General features: G+C 67.4%; 16 protein-coding genes. 5 read left to right on the top strand and 11 right to left on the bottom strand.

Translation table 11 applies throughout. The annotated features are described in order from the left end of the window. Positions 1 to 110: 110 nt before the first annotated feature. Positions 111 to 1391, bottom strand: coding sequence for a cation:proton antiporter (locus tag B2U11_RS08875; protein WP_292071218.1), 1281 nt, complete (start codon positions 1389 to 1391; stop codon positions 111 to 113). Positions 1392 to 1971: 580 nt separating this feature from the next. Next, on the bottom strand, positions 1972 to 2190 hold the full coding sequence (locus B2U11_RS08870) for a hypothetical protein (protein ID WP_292071215.1): 219 nt from the start codon (positions 2188 to 2190) through the stop codon (positions 1972 to 1974). Between the two features lie 345 nt (positions 2191 to 2535). On the opposite strand from B2U11_RS08870, the gene B2U11_RS08865 reads away from it, so the two are divergent. Continuing rightward, a complete protein-coding gene (locus B2U11_RS08865) occupies positions 2536 to 3297 on the top strand; it encodes an exodeoxyribonuclease III (RefSeq protein ID WP_292071213.1) in 762 nt (253 codons plus the stop codon). A gap of 1 nt (position 3298) precedes the next feature. After that, the gene (locus B2U11_RS08860; RefSeq protein WP_292071211.1) at positions 3299 to 4498 is read left to right on the top strand and encodes a DUF6880 family protein; all 1200 of its coding nucleotides are present in this window, start codon (positions 3299 to 3301) and stop codon (positions 4496 to 4498) included. A gap of 139 nt (positions 4499 to 4637) precedes the next feature. Here B2U11_RS08860 and B2U11_RS08855 read toward each other — a convergent pair whose 3' ends face one another. The 6 genes from B2U11_RS08855 to B2U11_RS08830 form a co-directional block, all read right to left on the bottom strand. Beyond that, the gene (locus tag B2U11_RS08855) at positions 4638 to 7010 is read right to left on the bottom strand and encodes a TonB-dependent receptor domain-containing protein (protein ID WP_292071210.1); all 2373 of its coding nucleotides are present in this window, start codon (positions 7008 to 7010) and stop codon (positions 4638 to 4640) included. Between the two features lie 306 nt (positions 7011 to 7316). Next, positions 7317 to 8855 carry an amidohydrolase family protein gene (locus B2U11_RS08850; RefSeq protein WP_292071207.1) on the bottom strand — a complete coding sequence of 513 codons (1539 nt, stop codon included), beginning with the start codon at positions 8853 to 8855 and terminating at the stop codon, positions 7317 to 7319. A 67-nt stretch (positions 8856 to 8922) separates the two neighbouring features. After that, positions 8923 to 11190, bottom strand: a complete 2268-nt coding sequence (locus tag B2U11_RS08845) for a TonB-dependent receptor (protein ID WP_292071205.1) — start codon at positions 11188 to 11190, stop codon at positions 8923 to 8925. Positions 11191 to 11285: 95 nt separating this feature from the next. After that, a complete protein-coding gene (locus B2U11_RS08840) occupies positions 11286 to 12203 on the bottom strand; it encodes a FecR family protein (RefSeq protein ID WP_292071202.1) in 918 nt (305 codons plus the stop codon). Positions 12204 to 12207: 4 nt separating this feature from the next. Continuing rightward, entirely contained in the window at positions 12208 to 12828 is a 621-nt protein-coding gene (locus B2U11_RS08835; protein WP_292071200.1) for an RNA polymerase sigma factor, read from the bottom strand. 250 nt (positions 12829 to 13078) lie between these two features. After that, the gene (locus B2U11_RS08830) at positions 13079 to 13813 is read right to left on the bottom strand and encodes an SDR family NAD(P)-dependent oxidoreductase (protein ID WP_292071198.1); all 735 of its coding nucleotides are present in this window, start codon (positions 13811 to 13813) and stop codon (positions 13079 to 13081) included. A gap of 86 nt (positions 13814 to 13899) precedes the next feature. Here B2U11_RS08830 and B2U11_RS08825 point away from each other — a divergent pair, with 86 nt between their 5' ends. Beyond that, positions 13900 to 14301 carry a winged helix-turn-helix transcriptional regulator gene (locus tag B2U11_RS08825; RefSeq protein ID WP_292071196.1) on the top strand — a complete coding sequence of 134 codons (402 nt, stop codon included), beginning with the start codon at positions 13900 to 13902 and terminating at the stop codon, positions 14299 to 14301. A 19-nt stretch (positions 14302 to 14320) separates the two neighbouring features. Here the strand turns inward: B2U11_RS08825 and B2U11_RS08820 are convergent, their stop codons facing one another. Further along, positions 14321 to 15214 carry a LysR family transcriptional regulator gene (locus B2U11_RS08820; protein ID WP_292071194.1) on the bottom strand — a complete coding sequence of 298 codons (894 nt, stop codon included), beginning with the start codon at positions 15212 to 15214 and terminating at the stop codon, positions 14321 to 14323. 103 nt (positions 15215 to 15317) lie between these two features. On the opposite strand from B2U11_RS08820, the gene B2U11_RS08815 reads away from it, so the two are divergent. Together B2U11_RS08815 and B2U11_RS08810 are read left to right on the top strand one after the other, a co-directional pair. Then, positions 15318 to 16196 (top strand): SDR family oxidoreductase, encoded by an 879-nt coding sequence (locus tag B2U11_RS08815; protein ID WP_292071192.1) that lies wholly within the window; start codon positions 15318 to 15320, stop codon positions 16194 to 16196. A gap of 22 nt (positions 16197 to 16218) precedes the next feature. Further along, positions 16219 to 16692, top strand: a complete 474-nt coding sequence (locus B2U11_RS08810) for an AtaL-like protein (protein WP_292071191.1) — start codon at positions 16219 to 16221, stop codon at positions 16690 to 16692. Between the two features lie 538 nt (positions 16693 to 17230). Here the strand turns inward: B2U11_RS08810 and B2U11_RS08805 are convergent. Both B2U11_RS08805 and B2U11_RS08800 read right to left on the bottom strand, forming a co-directional pair. Next, on the bottom strand, positions 17231 to 17440 hold the full coding sequence (locus B2U11_RS08805; protein WP_292071189.1) for a DUF6356 family protein: 210 nt from the start codon (positions 17438 to 17440) through the stop codon (positions 17231 to 17233). After that, positions 17440 to 18372: a LysR substrate-binding domain-containing protein gene (locus B2U11_RS08800; RefSeq protein WP_292071187.1), complete on the bottom strand. Its 933-nt coding sequence runs from the start codon at positions 18370 to 18372 to the stop codon at positions 17440 to 17442. Before B2U11_RS08800 ends, B2U11_RS08805 begins: the two co-directional genes overlap by 1 nt. Positions 18373 to 18597 lie beyond the last annotated feature (225 nt).

Here is an 18597-nt window from a genome sequence, read left to right as displayed (position 1 = left end):
TGTTGGTCGCGCGCGCCCTGTCGTCACCAATGGATGGCGCCTCCGGCCTGGTGTCGTCATGGTCATCCGCGACGCGCGCATTGCGACTGTGAAGAGGCCGAAAGCGCCCGTCAGGGCGACGAGGCGCGGTCGATCCCGAGAGCCCGGGCGCTGCGCTGAACCACGGAACCGATCGTGGCGCCCTGGGCGAGCACCGAGAACAGCACCACCATATAGGTCGCCGCCACAATCAGATCCTTCATCGGTCCGGACGGCAACGACAGCGCCAAGGCGATGGATATGCCCCCGCGCAGACCGCCCCAGGTCATCACCGGAAAGGCCAGGCCGATCGGGAGCAGGCGACGCCAGAACAGCAAGGGCGCGCCCACCGAGACGGCGCGGGCGGCAAGCACCAGGGGGATGGTGAGCAATCCGAGGGCCAGGAGGCCGAAGCGATCCGCCAACACGACCGCCTCAAGACCGATCAGCAGAAACAGCACGGCGTTGAGGATTTCGTCGACCAAGGCCCAGAACTTCAGGACGTAATCCTTTGTTGTGTCGCTCATGGCGCGGCTGACGCCGGGATTGCCGACGATCAGACCGGCCACGGCCATGGCGACCGGACCGCTGATGTGAAGCGCCGTCGCCAAGGCGTAGCCGCCCATCACGGTCGCCAGGGTGATCATGACCTCCACCGAATAGTCGTCGATGGCCTTCATGGCGCGATAGGCGATCCAGCCCGCGGCCGCGCCGAGAAGCGCGCCGCCCAGGGCCTCGATGGCGAACATCTCCGCGGCATGAGACAGGGAGAAGGCCTCCCCGCCCACCGCGCTGGCCAGGAGGATCGAAAAGACGACCACCCCCACGCCGTCGTTGAAGAGGCTTTCGCCTGCGATGGTCGCCTGCAGGGTCGGGGGAACCTTGGCGGTCTTGAGCACGCCCATCACGGCCACGGGGTCCGTCGGGCTGATGAGGGCGCCGAAGACGCAGCACCAGAGCAAGGGCGCGTCGATCGCGAACAGGCCCGCCAACGCCTTGAGCCCCAGGCCGACGAGCACCGTCGAGGCGGCCACGCCCAGGGTGCTGAGCACGGCGATCTGCCATCGGCCGCGGCGCAGCTGCTCCAGATCGACATGCAGGGCGCCCGCGAAGAGGAGGAACGACAGCATGCCGTTCATCAGGGTGTCGTGAAAGTCGATGTCCTCCAAAAAGGCGCTGACCTGCGTCGAGACATTGCTGCCCTGAAAGACGGCGTCCGCCGCGATGACCGCCAGGGACGCCAGGGCGCCCATCAGGGTCAGGGCCACCGTGCCCGGCAACCGCAGATAACGGTGGTTGATCCAGCCGAGGAGCGCCGACAGAACGATCAGCACGGCGGCGGCGTCGAAAGGAGACAAGGAGAGCAGCATCATCGGAAACCCATCTCGCCGGATCGGAGGTCGACCCAGCCTACGCCCGTTCGTTCAGGCAACCACCTCTCGCCGCCGTCGGCGCCCTCCCATGCCCTTCCCCCGTCCGACTCCGCCGCTGTTCGACATTTGGTCGAGCGTGTGGCGCGTCCTTGGGCCGCTCGGGCCGCCGCCCCGCGGCGGGAGGGAACCGCCGCGCCTGCGAGACCATTGAAGCAACGGAGGTTGGACATTGGTGCCCCTGCTGGTCGTCGCCGTTCTCGCGCTCAACGCCTCTCCGTCGGCTCTCAAGCCGGCGCGGTTGGATATGCCTGTCAAGACGCCCGCGTCCGAGGCGCCGATGCTGAACGGCGTCATGGTCACGCTGGAGTGCAGGGCGCGATCAAATAGTCGGGTCGAGGACTGTCACGTGCTGGCCGAGACTCACCCGGGCCTGGGGTTCGGCGAAGCCGCGATCGCGCTCATGCGGGACGCACGGGTGCGCCCGGGCCGACCGACATCCAGTTCGCGCGAACCGTTCAGTTCACGCCCTGACGGTCCGCCCCTTGGGATCGGTCGCTTCGGCATCCTTCGGCTCGCGTCGTCAGGGTCGGCCACGGACCTCCCAGTCGAGGGTCCACCGCCCGGGACCAAAGCGCTTTAATTCAGACACCTCCGCCGACACGGGGCGGTCGAATCCGTCGAGCACCACCGTTCCCGAGGTGACGGCGGCGATGGTGACATTGATTTGCCAGAACGGGCCGTGCCCGCGTCGGGAAAACCGGAGCTGCACCGTCTCGTCGACTTGCGGGGAGCCGTTCAAGGCAGCCTCTCGTGGTCGCCGCCTGCCAGCTCGGAGGCGAGGCCCTGGCGAAACGGGATGGTCATGGTTCGCCGAACTCCAGGAAGGCGGCTTTATCGGATCGCCGTTCTATCGCCTCCTCTTGGGATCGGCCAGCCGCGAGGGCGACAGGCAAGCGCGCATTGGTGGGGGACAGTCGGCGGAGTTGCAGAGAGGCGCGATCGACCGACTCGGTCTTGCGGGCGAACGCGCTCGCGTCACCGATGCTGGAGGTAGAGCCCCGTGCCTGCGCTCCGGCTCGAGCCAGGCGGGAGGAATGTCGATGACGCCGAGAAACGTCGGCGAGACCTTGGGGAAGCTGAGGCCGTGAAGATCGCCACCTTCAACGTCAACGGCGTCAATACGCGACTGTCCACGTTGCTGCGTTGGTTGGAGGAGCGCCGGCCGGACGTGGTCTGTCTCCAGGAGCTGAAGGCGCCCCAGGCGCAGTTTCCAGCCCGCGCCCTGAAAGACGCCGGCTATGACGCCGCCTGGGTCGGGGAAGGACGCTGGAACGGCGTCGCTCTGCTGTCGCGCATCGGCGCGCCCGTGGTGACGCGGCGCGCGCTGCCCGGCGATCCGGCCGACGCCCAGGCCCGCTACATCGAAGCGGCGGTGGCCGGGGTGCTGGTCGGCGGCCTTTATCTGCCGAACGGCAATCCGCATCCGGGACCAAAGTTCGACTACAAGCTGGCGTGGTTCGAGCGGCTGATCGCCCACGCGGCGTCACTGCTAGAGAGCGGCGCGCCCGTGGTGCTCGCCGGCGACTTCAACGTCGTGCCCACCGAGGCCGACATCTACAACAGTCGCTCATGGAAGAAGGACGCTCTGCTTCAGCCTGAGAGCCGCGCCGCCTGGGCCGGGTTGGTCGGCCAGGGCTGGACCGACGCCCTTCGGGAACGTTTCCCGCACCAGCCGCCCTGGACCTTCTGGCAGTATTTCCGCCAGGATTGGGAGCGCGACGCCGGTCTGCGCATCGACCATCTGCTGCTCAGCCCGGCCCTGGCGGACGCCGGCGTGGATCGCCATGTGCGCGGGTGGGACAGGGCGAGCGACCATGCGCCGGTCTGGATCGAACTGGAAGGATAGAATGGCGCAACGGCCGAAGGCCCCTGCCCGCCTGAATGCGGCGAATCTGACGACGCTCGGCGCGCCACGGCTCGCGGAACTGCTGACCGAGGCGAGCACCGGCGACGCCAATCTGAAGCGACGGTTGCGGCTGGAACTGGCGGCGGAGGCCGGCCCCGATCGGCTGGCGGCGGAGATCGACAAGCGCATCGCCGCCCTGGCGGCGGCGCGCGTCCGCGTCTCGTGGCGCAAGCGCGGCGAACTGATCCGCGATCTGGAGACCCATCGTCGCATGATCGTGGACCGGTTGGCGCCGGCGGATTCGCGCGCCGCCTTCGCCAGCCTGCTGGCCTGGTTCGACCTGTTCGCCGGCCTGTCCGCGCGGGTGAAGGATCCGCGCGGCGAACTGATCTTCGCCTTCGAGGATGCGGCGCCCGACCTCTGGACGCTGGCCGCCGCCGCCGTCGAAAACCCGGCCGCCCTCGACGCCCTGGCGGAGGCGGTGGGTCTGCGGCCGCAGGATTACGCGCGCTGGATCGGCGCCGCCGGCGACACCCTCACCCCGGACGTCGCCCGTCGTGTGCTGGACGTCCTGCCGGCCGCCGTTCGGAGCGCCCGCCCGGCGCGCGGCGCGATCCGACGGCTGGCGGACCGCGCCGGCGACCTGGACCTGTGGCTGTCGCTGGCGACGCCCGAGGAGAAGGGCTCGCCCGACTTCGCCGCCGGCGCGGCGCGTCGCCTGCTGGCGGACGGGCGGGTCGCCGAGGCGCGCGCCGCGGTGGAGGCCGCGTTGCGACCCTCGCCGGCGAACCGTCGCTGGACTTTTGGCCGCAGTCCGGCCGCCGGGCGTCCGACGCTGACCCCGGCCTGGGAACTGGCGTCGATCGACGTGTTGGAGGCCGAAGGACAACGGACCGAAGCGCAGGATCTGCGCTGGTCGATGTTCGAGCGAGACCTGTCGCCGCAGCCCTTGCGCGACTATCTCGTCCGCCTGCCGGACTTCGAAGATGTCGAGGCGCTGGATCGCGCCTTCGCCCACGCGGCCGCCGCGGACGATTTCGGCGCGGCGCTCGGCTTCCTGATGGACTGGCCCGCCCACCGGGAGGCCGCCGCCCTGATCCTGGAGCGGCGGCGCGAGGCCCAGCGAACTTGGCCGCGCAAGGCGGAGTGGGCGGCGCATCTGCTCCAACGTTATCCCGAGGCGGCGGAGGCGCTGGGCTGACCACCTGGAGACGCCGGGCTTCAGCTCGTGAACCGGACCCGGGGTCGGGGTCAGGGAGCGAACCAGAGCCCATAGCGACACCCCCGAGGCCGACGGGCGTCTGGCGGAAGGCGTCCGCCATAAGCGTAATCCGATTGCGTCACCAACGACGACGAACGGTCAACCTCGCTTCTCGCGGCCGACGTTCGATCGCCAGACGCTCGTACTCCGGTCGCGAGGCGGCCCAGAGAGCGCCGGCGTCGTCGAAAAGGTTTTCGACGCGCGCGACGACTTCCCAGCCCGATGCGACCCAAGATAGATCCAGGTTCACCACGCCCGAGCCTGGAACCCGCTCGTAGAACAGGTCACTGCGATCGAATAGAGAGCCGCTGTCGCCGACGTAGACGCCTTCGACCTCGACAGCGAAGGATCGGTCGCCCGCCAGCCTCCAGCGTCGTTGCATTGAAGCGGACAGCCTGACGTCCGGCTCGTAGGGAATGCGATCCCCCACCTTGCCGGTCAGATCGAACCGGGCCCCCATAGAGACGTTGCTCAGACGCGCGTCGATCAGGCTCGCGGACCATCGCACCGTCCACGCCGTCCCCGCCCGCCACTGACCTTCCACCTCCGCGCCGCGAATGGTCGCCTCGCCCGCGTTCGCGATCAAGTTGAAGTTCGGAATGCGCGCGGCGACCTGCATATTGCTCCAGACCACTTGGAAGAGAGCCAGATCGACGAGCAGGCGCCCGTCGCGGGCCGTGGTCTTGGCGCCCAATTCGACATTGCGGGCCCTATCCGCGGAATAGCCGACCAATTCGGCGGCCAGTCCCGGCGTGTTGTTGACCCCTCCGGGGCGAAATCCTTCGGCATACTGGGCGAAGACCATCGCGTGATCCGTCAGTTTCAGGCTGGCGCTCGCCGTCGTGACCCAGCCCGAGGCGACAGTGCGGCGTCGCGTCTCTGGGCCCGCCAGGGAGGCGTTGATGTAGCTCGTGATCTCCACCTGGCTGCGCGATGTCTTGTCGTAGCCGTAACGCCGACCGCCAAGCCGGAAGGTGAGATCGGGGGTTGGAGACAAGGCGACCTGGCCGAAGACCGCCGTCTGCCGCAGGTCGACCCCGCTTGAACGCTGGAAGATCGGAGTCAGCGGCGTCAACGGCTCTCCTGTGTCGGCGCCGGCCATTACAGTCGCACTGACCGAACGATCACGCCGATCCTCGTAGAAGGCGCCGAGAGTCCAGCCGAGCGGCGAACCGGGATTAGAATCGATCCGGACTTCTCCGATCGAGGCCTCGACCTCCATCGGCTGGCGGCCGACCAAAGGCATGACCCCGTCGATGTAGGCCCGATAAAGCGCCAACTGGGCCGCATCGCAGGTCGTCGTGATCCCGTTGTATCGCGGGCAGTAGAGCCCTTCGCGTCGCGCCAGAAGCGCACCCAGGCTGGTGTCGATGAATTTGGTCGACCGCCAGTCGTACCGAGCCAGATTGGCCGTGATCCGACCAAGTCCGCTGTCCTGCCGCACTTGCAGCGACATGAGGTCGAAGCGGTTCGGAAAAGGCAGATGGGCATAGGCGTCCGACAATCGCGACCCCACCGCGGGATTGACCATGGACGAGTCCCGCACCGTCTGGTCCTGGGCCATCACCACGCCGGTCAGCAGCGTCCCTGGGCGGGGCGTCCAGGCTGCGGACACCCGAGCACCCTGGGTCTTCACGGCATTCACGTCGTCGGCCTCAAGCCGGACATTGTCGACATGGCCCGGCCGGACTTCTCGCCATCCGACCAGGCGCAGCGCCGCTTCCTGGCCGAGAGGAAGGTTGGCCATGGCGCGCAGACCGCCGCCTTGCCCGCCTCCGTCAAGCCAGGTCAGCCCCGTCTGCACATCGGCGGACGTCACACCCAGGACCGGGGTCGCATAAAGAAGCCGGACCGCGCCGCTCATCGCCCCGCCGCCGAACAGCGAGCCCTGCGGCCCCTTCAGGATTTCGATCCTCTCCAGATCGTAAAGGTCGAGGTCCGGGGTGATGGAGCTGGGATCCGAAGTGGCCGAGTTCGGACCGGTGACGGGTGTCTCGCCCACGTAGAGGGCGACGGTGTTTTCCCCCGCGCTTTGCATGCCACGCAACGACAGGCGCCGCTGGCCAGTGTTGACCTCGGTCTGGGACAGCCCCGGTGCGAGGACGGACAGTTGCGACAGGCTGCTGTTGGAACCAACCGCGTTCGCGGGAATGGCGATCAGGCTGATCGGGGTGCGAGAGGCCGCGCTCTCTCGGCGCAAGGCCGTCACCACAACCTCCTCCAGCAGGGCGAGCTCGCCGCCGATCAGCCGCTTTGGCGCGGCGGCGGCAGGCATGGCCCGGCGCAACAGGATCGTGCGTCCGTCATCCGAGGCGACCTCCAATCCCGACCCCGAGATCAGGCGGGCCAAGGCGCCGCGCACCGTGTCCCTTCCCCGGACGGCGGGCGTGGTCCATCCCCCCTCCAGGTCGCCCGGGGCCAGAACCTGCACCCCCGCTTGACGCCCGAACATGGGAAGGGCCTGCGCCAGAGGCAGGCTTGGCACATTGAATACGGCGGTGGACGTCGACTGGGCCAACGCGGGTGTGCACGCCAGAGCCGCCGCGAACGCAAGCGCTGCGGCGCGCACAGACCGGGCTACCCGCCGGTGCGCCATGAACCTGCACCCCCAATCGCGGCGCCGATGCGGGGAGGCGCATCGGGTTGTCGCCGGACCGTCACGAACACTTCACTGATGCGGCGCGCGCGGCAAGCCGGAGAGGACGCCGCGCGCCCATTTCCGGAGACGGCCGTCTCCCGGAAATCACATCGTCGTCCTTCAGATGAAGGTGATCGTCTCCGCCTGGGACCAGACGCGGGTCTGGATGTCGATCATCTGCTGTTTCAGGCGGGTCCAGTCGACGCCGATCATCTGGCCATCATGCTTCAGCATCCGGCCGGCGACCCAGACGCTGTCGATGTCCGACATGCGCGCGAAGTTGACGACACGGTCCGCCAGTCCGCCAATATGGGGAAAGTTGAAGCGGTCGGTGTCGAGCAGCACCAGGTCGGCGCGTTTGCCGACGGTGATGGCGCCGGCCACGTCGCCATGCCGGATGCCGCGGGCGCCCAGACGGGTGGCGTAATCCAGCACGTCCTCAGACTTGTACTTCGCCGCCTCGGCCGCGCCCTCGTCCGACAGATACATGCTCCAGAAAGCTCCGCGGACATGTTCGAAATACTCCTCGGTCAGGGCCACGCCGACATCGATGCCGATGCCGGTGGCGACCCCCGCCCGACGCGCGCGCCAGTGGCTGGAGAGGCCGCGTCCGGCCGCGCGATAGGGGAACTCCCCGACAGCCGAGGCGCAGTGCATGGCGCCGACGCGCGCCATGATGGCGAACTCGTCGTCCGTGATCTGGGCGCCGTGCGAGCCATGATATTCCGGCCCGAGAAGGTCCGCCTCGTACAGGTCCAGGATGCCGCTGCCGCGATGACCGTAGGTCCCGGCAGGATAGGGCGTGCTGGGCAGGCCGGCGTGATGGGCGATCATCTTGAGGCCAAGGGCCCGCGCCCGCCCGATCTCCTTGTCGCGGATGACGTCCAGCGGCTTGCCGTAGCTTGAGTTGGACATCGCCACGCCCATCTGCAGCGGGGCCGAGGCGTCGGATAGCACGTCCGACATCACTTTCTCGATGGTCCGCCAGTGGCGGTCGGTGGTGTATTCCTCCCGCATCGCCGCGGCCTCGGCGAGCGACACCGTGTCGCCCGGGCCGTAGGTGATCGTGTGCGAGTCCTGATACGCGAACCAGCCGGCCACACCCGAGTCCTTAAGGCCGCGCGCGGCGGCCAGCGCCCGCGCCTCGTCCTGCTGACCGTGGGCGTAGTCCAGGACGCCGGTCACGCCGCTGTCGATGCACTGCAGGCCGCCGATGTAGTTGGCCATGTAGTGGTCCTCGGGCGTGAGGCACGCCATGACCTTCATCTTCCATGACTGATAGGTGCCGTAGCGGGCGGGCTCGGTCTTCACGAGGCGTCCGGCCTCGATACATTCCCACACGTGCCGGTGGCCGTCGTTCATGCCCGGCATCAGGATCTTGCCGGTTCCATCGACGACCACGGCGTCGCTAGCGGAGATGCCCGGCTGAATAGCGGCGATCCTGCCGTTTTCGATCAGGACGTCCGTCGCGGTCATTTCACCGAGCGCCGGATCCATGGTCAGCAGGTCGGCGCCTTTGATCACATAGCGGCGGGGGGTCGTTCGGGTTTGGCGGGTCGCGGCGGCCTGGGCGCCGGTGGCGTTGCCCAGACCGGTAGAGACGGCGGCCGTGACGGCGGCCGAGAAGCTGAGGAAGTCCTTGCGGGTGAAGCCTTGCATCGATGTATCGCTTTCGACTGGAATAGAAAGGAAGGGCGGCGACCGCGCGGTCGCCGCCGGCCGAGCCCTAGAAGCGGCGGCGCAGGTTCACGCCCACAGTGCGCGGCGGAATGCTGAAGGTCAGTTGTTCGTAGGTCGCCTGAGAGGACACTTTCACCTTGCCGACTTCGTCGAACAGGTTGTTGACGAAGACGTAGGCGCCCCAGCCGTCGCCCTCCACGCCGCCTCGAATATTGACGTTCGAGAAGTCGCCCATGGTTTCGTAGTATGGGCTGGTCGGGCGGAACGTGGAGGTCGACTCGCCCGTGTAGGCGTAGTCCAAACGCACCATCCCATCGAAGCTCTGGGTCACCGGCCAGGTGTAGTCGGCGGCGAAGGCCGCCTTGAAGTCCGGCTCGTTGGGAATGGTGTCCCCGGCCCGGCCAGCCGCCACGATCAGGCCCGTGGTCTGGTCGGTGTCCAACTTGCCGTCCACCAAGCCCATCGATCCCGTCAACGACAGGCCCGGCAACGGACGCGCCGCCGCCTCGATCTCCAGCCCCCGGATGGTCGAGGCCCCGACATTGGCGATGAAGCTGTAATTCGGAATGCTGGCCGCGATCTGCATGTCTGCCCATTTGATCTCGTAGGCCGAAGCGTTCAGCGTCAATCGACCGTCGAACCAGCTGGTCTTTGCGCCGATCTCGTAGCTTTCCAGGCTGTCCGACGCGTAGGGGATCAGGTCAGGCGTCAGGCCCGGAGTGTTGTTGATCCCGCCGGGCCGAAAGCCCTCGGAGTATTGCGCGTAGACCATGGCGTTGTCGGCGATGTCGTAGCTGATGTTCAGCCGGCCGACCCATCCATCGGAATCGCTGTTGTAGGTGCTGAGCGGTCCGGCCACGGAGGAGTTTATGTAGCTGGTCATCAGCACCTGGGACTGGGACTCCTTTTCGTACTGATAGGCCCGCGCGCCCACCGTCACCTTGAGCCCGTCCAGCACCTCATAGGTCGCTTCGCCGAACAAGGCCTTCTGTGTCAGGTCGACGGCCACGAAGCGCGAGAAGTTGTAGACGATGGGCATGTAGACCTCGCCCGAGATCGGATCGACCTCGACGGTCGAACTGGTCGCGTCGTCGCTGCGGCTTTCGTAGAAGGCGCCGACCGTCCAGGTGAGAGCCCCGTCGCTGTTGGAGGACAACCGCGCTTCGTGAATCTTGGCCTCGACGTGCATCGGCTGGTAGCCGCTGAGCGGAAAGACCGAGTCGATGTAGGCGCGATAGTTGGCGAGCTGGGTCGCATTGCAGGCGCCCGTGATGCCGTTGTAGCGCGCGCAGAAGCTGCCCGCCTGACGCGCCGACAGCGCCGCCAGACTGCCCTCGATGTATTTGGTGGCGTCCCAGCTATAGTAGGACGTCGTGCCATTCAGCGTCGCCCAGCCCAGGTCCCACTCGGCCGCCAGGTTGTAGAGGGCGAACTCGTTCGGGAACGGCTGCTTGTGATAGTTGTTGTTCTTGTAGGTCCCGACGCCCGGCGTCCAGCCGTTGGTGTCTTCGGCGGTCTGGTTCTGAAGCGTGATCAGGCCGGTGACCTTGAAGGATTCGCTCGGCGTGAAGGCCAGCATGAGCCGTCCGCCGTAGGACCGGGCTTCGTTGATGTCCTCCTGACCCAAACGGACATTGTCGACATAACCGCCGCGCAGTTCGTCATAGAGCACCAGACGCGCACCCAGCAGGCCCTCCATGATCGGCACATTGACCATGCCGCGCACGCCATAGCCCTCGCTGCCGCCGTGTATGGTCGAACCCGTCAGATCGACCGCGCCCTCATAGCCGTCGACGTCCGCTTCATTGAAGACCACACGAAACGTGCCGCTCATCGAACCCGATCCAAACAGGGTGCCTTGCGGTCCCCGCAGCACCTCGACTCGGTTCACGTCGAACATGTTCAGGTCCGGCGTGATGCTGCTCGGATCCGAAGTCGCCGAGTTCGGGCCGGTGATCGGCGTCTCGCCGAGATAAAGGCCCACCGTGCTCTCGCCCGCGCTCTGGACCCCGCGCACGGAGATACGGCGCTGCCCGGTGTTGCCCTCGGTCAGGTTCAGGCCGGGCACGGAAGAGACGATGTCCTGCACCGTCGTCGCCCCCATGTTCAGCAGGGCCTCGCCGCTCATGGCGGTGATCGACAACGCGGTGTCCTGGAGCCGCGTCTCGCGCCGCAGGGCGGTGACGACAATTTCCTCCACCTCGGCCGCCTCGTGCTGCCGCACGCCCTCTTGGGCATGGGCGGACAGCGGCAGCAGGAAGCCCAAGGTGGCGCCGCAACAAAGCAGGCGCCGGCGAAGCGTGAGTTTGATCATCGGTGTTCCCCTTGCCGGGAACGACCGATCGCCGCCCCGACTGAGAACCCGGATGCGTGGCCTTCAGACTTCCGCCATCGGATCGATGAAAAAAATCAGGACGCGGTCTTCGAGAGCGTGATGCGATCCGGCGTGACCGACAGCGACAAGTTAGAGATCACCGCCACCGACCGCGCGAAGCCCTCCGGGTCGCGTGCCGCGAACAGGCCGGTCACCCGTTCATCCCGCGCACGGCCCTCGACCACAAGCAGGCGCTGGTTGTAGCGGCCGAATTCCGCCGCCGCCTCCGCGAGGGTCGCGTTTTCCAGCGCGATCATGCCCGAACGCCAGGCTTCGGCGCGGGCGACGGCCGCTTCGTCCAGATGCACGCGGTGCTGCATGGCGCCCTCAAGGATCACGACCTGTTCGCCGCCCTCTAGCGTGTGGCCGCGACCATCGCGGTCCGTCACCCGGACAACGCCGCCGAGCACGGTCAGGACCGCGCGATTCTCGACACGCCTCAGATTGAAGGCCGCCGTCTCGCCCTCGATCCGCGTCTTTTGGAAAGGCACAACGAAAGGCGCCGATCGGCACTCCACCATGATCTCGCCCTGCAGCGGTTCGATACGGCACAGGCCGCCCGCCTGTTTGGCCCGGATCCGGGTCTCGGTGTTGAGGACCACCCTGACCCCGTCGCCGAAAGCCAGGGTTCGCGTCTCTCCCCGATCCGTGGCATAGGATGGATCGACCGACGTCATCCATGCCCCCGCGACGCTCAAGACGCCGACGCCGGCGGCCAATCCTCCCATCATGGCCCACCGCCGGTTGAGCCCGGGGGATCGCGCCGACCGCGGCCGGGCGCCGACGACGGATTGCTCGTAGGCCGTGGCGATGGCTTCGGCTCGCGCAAGCGCGCCGAGATGGCGGACATCCTCAGCCAGCCACGCGTCCAGCGCCGACCGCTCGTGAGCGGTCGGCTCGCGGCCGTCCAAGCGGGCGACCCATTCTGCGGCCGCCTGGTCGATACTGTTCATCCGGTCAGGATCCACGGTGGCCTTGGCGCTCGCGGAGCGCCGCGTTTCCTTTTTGGGGCGTAGATACTTCAACCCCAGGCTTTCCGCCATCGCCTTCGCGCAAAGATTGCATCAGCAGCTTCAGCGCCTTGCCGATGTGTTTTTCGACCGTGTTTTCCGACACCGCCATACGGGCCGCGATCTCCCTCTGACTCAGCCCCTCGACCCGTCTTAGAAGGAAGGCCTCACGGACGCGGTCCGGCATCTTGGCCAGCAGTTGATCCGCCTTACGCAATTCGTCACGCAGCACGCTGGCGGCCTCAGGCGACGCATCCTGGGCGACCGGGTCCTGCGTCGCCCCGAACGCCTGGAAACTCACGATCCGGTCTCGCCGCGCCTGTTGGAGCACGATCGAGCGCGCGGTCTGAAAAAGATAATTCTTCGGCCTACGAATGTGGTCTACGCTCGGAAGGGAGGCCAGAACGGCGTACGCCTCCTGCACGATGTCGTCGGGATCGACGCTCGACGCGCGCCAGCCAAGCCAACTCCGAAGGCTCCGTTCATGCGGCAGGATTTCGCTCGCAAGCCAGCGCGCGCGCTGGCGGCGCTGCTCATGGTCCGGCCGGTTCGCTGGCGTCGCCGTCATGCCCCCACTTCCTGTCCCCCGGACAGTGAAGACATGAAACCTTCGCACTTGCAGCAAAAAACAGCCATTCCCGGCTTGACGACTTGTGCGCCGGCGGGACCGCACCCGTCCTCCAAGATAAGATGTCCACTGGGTCGAACCCGGCCCGGTCAACGAGGTTCCCGGTATGGGGCCCGGCACGGACATCGGCTGCCGCGACCTCCTATATCTCGCGGGAGGCCCCCGCTGAATGCAGACGCCTCCCGAAGTTTCAGACCTGGGCCAGCCCGCCGTCGACGAAGACCTCGCCGCCGGTCATGAAGCTGGAATCCGCCGAGGCGAGAAAAGCCGCGACCGCCCCGGTCTCGGCCGGGTCGCCCATACGGCCCAGAACCGTCGAGGCGCCGATCGCGGCGAGCCCGTCTTCGCCCAGCACGTCGCGGGCCAGCTCGGTCGTCGTCGGTCCGGGCGAAAGGACGTTGACCCGGATGCCTGTGCCCTTGAGGTCGAGCGCCCAGGTCCGAGCGAGATTGCGAACGGCCGCCTTGGTCGCGCTGTAGATGCTGAAGGCCGGCGTGCCCATGACGCCGGTGCTCGACCCGGTCAGGATGATCGAACCGCCCTCGGACATCAGCGGCAGGGCCTTCTGGACCGTGAAGACCGTGCCCTTCACATTGACGTCGAAGATCTGGTCGTAGTGCTCGGGCGTGATCTCGCCGAGCTTGGCGAAATCACCGGTGCCTGCGTTGGCGAACAGGACGTCGAGCCCCCCGCGTTCGGCTTTCACCGTCTCGTACAACCGGTCGAGGTCAGCGGCGTCGGTGATCGATCCCGCGACGGCCCGCGCATTGGGGCCCAAACCCTCGACGGCGGCCTCGAGCTGGGCCTGACGACGGCCGAAGAGGTAGACGAAGGCGCCTTCCTCCACAAAGCGTCGCGCGGCCCCCAGGCCGATGCCGGTGCCGCCTCCGGTGATGACGGCGGTCTTGCCCTGAAGTCTGGTCATTCTTGTGTTCCTTGCTTGAGTTGCAGGGAACTGGAGAGACGCCTACCTATCGGCAAGTATGCACCTTTTGGTAAGCGCCCAGAAAAATGACCTCGACCTCCGACGACAGTTGCGCCGCCCCCGCCTGCAGCCCGACCCTACCCGGCTTCACCTGCGGCCTGGACGCGACGCTGCGGGTCATTTCGGGCAAGTGGAAGCCGTTGATCCTCTACTTCCTCGCCCAAGGCGGACCCACGCGGTACGGCGAGCTGCGGCGCGCCATCCGCGACGTCAGCGACAAGGTCCTGATCCAGCAGCTCAAGGAGTTGGAAAGCGACGGCCTCGTGAAGCGGACGGACTACAAGGAGGTCCCGCCCCGGGTGGATTACAGCCTGACGCCGCTGGGCCGGAGCCTATCGCTGGCGCTCGTGCCCCTTTGCACCTGGGGGACGGAGAATATGGACGCCGTTCAGCAGGTCTTCGCGCAACGGGCGGCCTGGGCGCGATGATCTATCCGCAAGGCGTCGTCTAAGCCGCGAAGGCCGCCAGCTCTTCCGGGGCGCCGGTGGGGAAGGCCTGCTTCAGGTGGTCCAGGAAGGCGGTCACTCTGGCGCTGAGAAGCCGACGCGACGGATACAGGGCCCACAGGGCAATCTGGGGCGCATCGGCGTCCCCCCAGGACATCAGCCGTCCTGACGACAGTTCGCGGCTGACCAACGAGATCGGCAGGCGGGCGACGCCGGCGCCGCTCATCGCCGCGTCCCGGACCATGATCATCGACGAAAGGCTGAGCGTCGGCGCGATCGGGACGACCGAGCGCTCTCCCGAGGGGGCGACGGTCGTCCAGGATGTCGCCTGTTCGAAGCCGCCTCGGACGACAGCCGGCGCCGGAGTATCCTCCGCCGGACGCTCGAGCCCTGGCGCGGCGACCACGACCAGACGGTCCCGCAGGATGATCCGCCCGACCAGCGTCGCGTCCGAATCCGGGTTGACGCGGATGACCAGGTCATACCCTTCCTCGACCATGTCCACGGGACGATCCTCGGTGGCGACCTCCAGCCGCACCTCCGGATAACGCACCGCGAAATCGGCGGCGAGGCGGCCCATGGCGATCTGGGAAAAGAGCAGCGGCGCGCTGATGCGCATTCGGCCTCGTGGGACCTCCCCACCCGAAGCGACGGCGGCGGTCGTCTCCTCCAGATCGGTCAGCAGGGCGGAGGTCCGCCGGAACAGCGCTTCCCCGTCCTGGGTGAGCTTGAGCGAACGCCCGCCCCGCTCGAACAGCCTCAAGCCCAGGCTCGCCTCCAGATCCGCAACCCGGCGGGACAGGGTCGCCTTCGGGCGGGACGCGGCCCGCGCCGCGCGGCCGAAGCCGCCGTGGCGGGCGACGAGGGTGAAGTCCGCCAGAGCCAGCAAATCCATCTGTTCCACCTGCGAGACAGCACGTTCCAAATCAGCGCCTATCGAACCGGATTTGGATCACTGATCTTGCGGGCTGTCCACCACCCCCATCCGGAGATTTCTCATGACCATCCTCGTCACCGGCGCCACCGGCCGTGTCGGCCGCCACGTCGTCCAGAACCTGATCGATCGCGGCGCCGCCGTGCGGGTCCTCGTGCGCGACACCGCCAAGGCCGATTTTCCGGCCCAGGTAGAGGTCGCCCACGGCGGCCTGCTCGACCTAGACGCGCTGCGCGCTGCCATGAGCGGCGTGCGCACCCTGTTCCTGCTGAACGCCGTCGCCGGCGACGAATTCACCCAGGCGATCATCGCCCTCAACATCGCCCGCGAGGCCGGCGTCGAGCGCGTCGTCTATCTGTCGGTGTTCGGGGCCGACCGCGCCGTCAATGTCCCGCATTTCGCGGTCAAGGCCGGCGGAGAGCGCATGCTCGAACAGATGGGCTTCAGCGCCACCCTTCTTCGGCCCGCCTACTTCATCGACAACGAGGTCATGATCCAGGACGTGATCCTGAACCATGGCGTCTATCCGATGCCGATCGGCGGCAAGGGCGTGGCGATGGTCGACGCGCGCGACATCGCCGAGGTCGCGGCGATCGAGCTCATCCGCCGCGACGCGAGCGACGTCCTGCTGCCCCTCACGACCCTGAACCTCGTCGGTCCGGATACCCTCACGGGCGCCCGGCTCGCCGAGATCTGGTCCGAGGTTCTCGACCGCCCCGTCGTCTATGGCGGCGACGATCCCTCCGCCTTCGAACAGAACCTGGGGACCGTCATGCCGCAATGGATGGCCTATGAGATGCGCCTCATGGCCGAGCGCTACGTCAGCGACGGCATGGTCCCGGAGCCGGGCGACGTCGAACGCCTGACGGACCTGCTCGGCCGGCCGCTACACACCTATCGCGACTTCGCCGTCCGCATCGCCGCCGACGCCGCGGCCCGCTGACCTTTCGACCGGAGAGACGACCATGATCCATGCGACCGCCGCCGTGCCGGTGAACCCCGCCGGCCAGACCGTCCTTACCCGCGCCCAGGTCTGGGCCGGTCTGGAACTGAAGGCGCGCGACGCCCGCCTCTTCCTTCCCGAGGGCCTGTGCACCCGCTGCGAGGTGATCGAGGAGACCCCGACCCACCTTGTCCGGGAGGCGACCATAGGGGGCGCCGACCTTCGCGAGATCATCGCCCTGGAGCCCGGCTGCAAGGTGACCTTCTTCCAGGCTGCGGGGCCGCGCGAGGGCGCCATCGTCAACGAACTTTTCGAAGACGAGGCCGGCGAACTGATGCTGCGCTTCTACGGCTACCTGGGTCTGCGTGACGGCGTGCCGGACGGACCGGAGGAACAGGCCGAACAGGCCCGGTTGAACGGAGAGGAAGGCTACAAGGCGGCTCTGCTGTCGACCCTGGCGCGAACGCGCGAGCTTCTCGCGGCAGGCCGACTCTGACACGTCGCGCGATCTTCGGGATGTCGACGCGGGCGGTTCGCCAAGCCGCCCGCGTCGCACTCTCTGGGGTTCCCAGCCACACGCGGCGGCGCCGCCTGATAGATCGGTTCCCCTCGCCTCGCGCAGACGGACGTTGCCGATCGCTCTGACGCTCGCGCCGTCCGCCTTGCCGGCGCCCAGAGCCCCTGCGGAAGCGGCCGTCGACGGCGACGTTTGGCCGCGTCCCGATCGTCTGCGCTTTGGCGCGTGTCTCCACCGGCGTCTACAGTGTCTTCGAACGGGTGAGAACGGGATGGGCGACAGAGCGCTGGAACGCCGCGCCATGGGCGCCGAACAGCTCATGACCGCCAAAGATCATCGAGTTCGCGGCGCACCTGACCGCCGGCGATCGGCCCGCGGCCGAGCAGGCGCGCAACGACGCGCTCGCCGCCCTTGAAGCGAATCTCGACCTCACCGATCAGCTGATCACCCAGACCTTCGCCTGACGCGCCGCGCCTGCCTCCATGGGGCGTATGAAAATCGGACGGCCCAAAGGGTGTTACGGCAGACGCCGAACCCTATCCGTCAAGACCATCAGAGTTCGACTCGCCGTGCTTTTGAACAAGAAAGGCAGCAACGCATGGATCAGGCAGGCAAATCCCGCCAGCACCATGGGGCCGCCGACCGAAACCGCGACCTTGAAATGCTCACAATAGGTTTCGCCCTGCTCGGCGGGATGGCGTCGAAAGAGCGACAGTGGGCCACGCATCACAGCTCGTCCACGACCAGGGCGTCGGCCTGGGCCTCGGCGCGAAGCCAGGCGACAAAGGCCTGCGCCTCGGGGCGAAGGACGCCGCGTCGCGTGACCAGCCGATAGGCCATGTCCGTGGCCAGATAGCCGTCGGCGAAAGGCGCCGCCAGGCGACCTGACGCCAGATCCTCGGCGACGAAGGCGCGCGGCGCAAGAGCCAGGCCTCGGCCACGCGCGGCGTCCTCGATGGCGAAGGCGGTCTGATCGAATCGGGGGCCGGCCGTAGCGTCGATCCGGTCCAGCCGCCGCGATTTCAGCCAGGCCGCCCAATCCGGCCGGGGCTCCTCCAGCGTGCTCCGCCCGACGTGGATAAGCGTATGGTTCGCCAAGTCGGCGGGACTGCGTAGGGCCTCCAACAGGGCCGGGCTACAGACCGGTATAACCCCGGCCTCGATCAGGATCTCGCTGCGCACGCCCGGATAGTCGCCGGGCCCGTAGCGCACGGCGACGTCGGCGCGACCGCCGGCGATGTCGGCCAGTTTCATGTCCGCCGAGATCCATACCTCGATTTCGGGATGTTCGGCCGAGAACCGCGTCATCCGCGGCACCAGCCAGCGCACGGCGAAGGACGGTGGGACGCTGACCGCCAGCGACTGCCGCTGCGTCGGCCCATAAACGATGTCCGCCGCCCGCTTCAGATGCTCGAAGGCTTCCCGTAACACCGGCAGCAGCCTGTCGCCCAGATCGGTCAGGGCCAGACCGCCGGTCTCGCGGCGCACCAGGGGCGCGCCCGCATGATCTTCCAGCAGACGCACCTGCTGGCTGACGGCGCCCGGCGTGACGCCCAGCTCCTGGGCCGCCAATGACACGCTGGACAGCCGGGCTACGGCCTCGAAGGCTTTCAGCGCGTTCAGCGGCGGCAGACGCCGTGGATCGGACGCCGGGGTCATGCCGCACCCCCAGGCGTCGGCACGGCGTCGGTTTGGAGTGACAGGAGGGATCCGGTCGCCATGAGCGAACCTATAGAAAAACTACCGAACAGTGAGAAGAGACTCTGCAAATCCCAAGCTCAGAAAACCTTCGAGTGAAGAATATCTATCAGCCAGACACGCCAGAATGCAAAAAGGCCGCGCCCCGGGGATAATGGACGCGGCCTAGGCTCCGGACTCAATCGG

The organism is Brevundimonas sp. UBA7534 (assembly GCF_002479325.1).
Lineage (GTDB): Bacteria > Pseudomonadota > Alphaproteobacteria > Caulobacterales > Caulobacteraceae > Brevundimonas.
The sequence above is the reverse complement of the archived record's forward strand: the minus strand, read 5'-3'. Positions and strand labels throughout refer to the sequence as shown.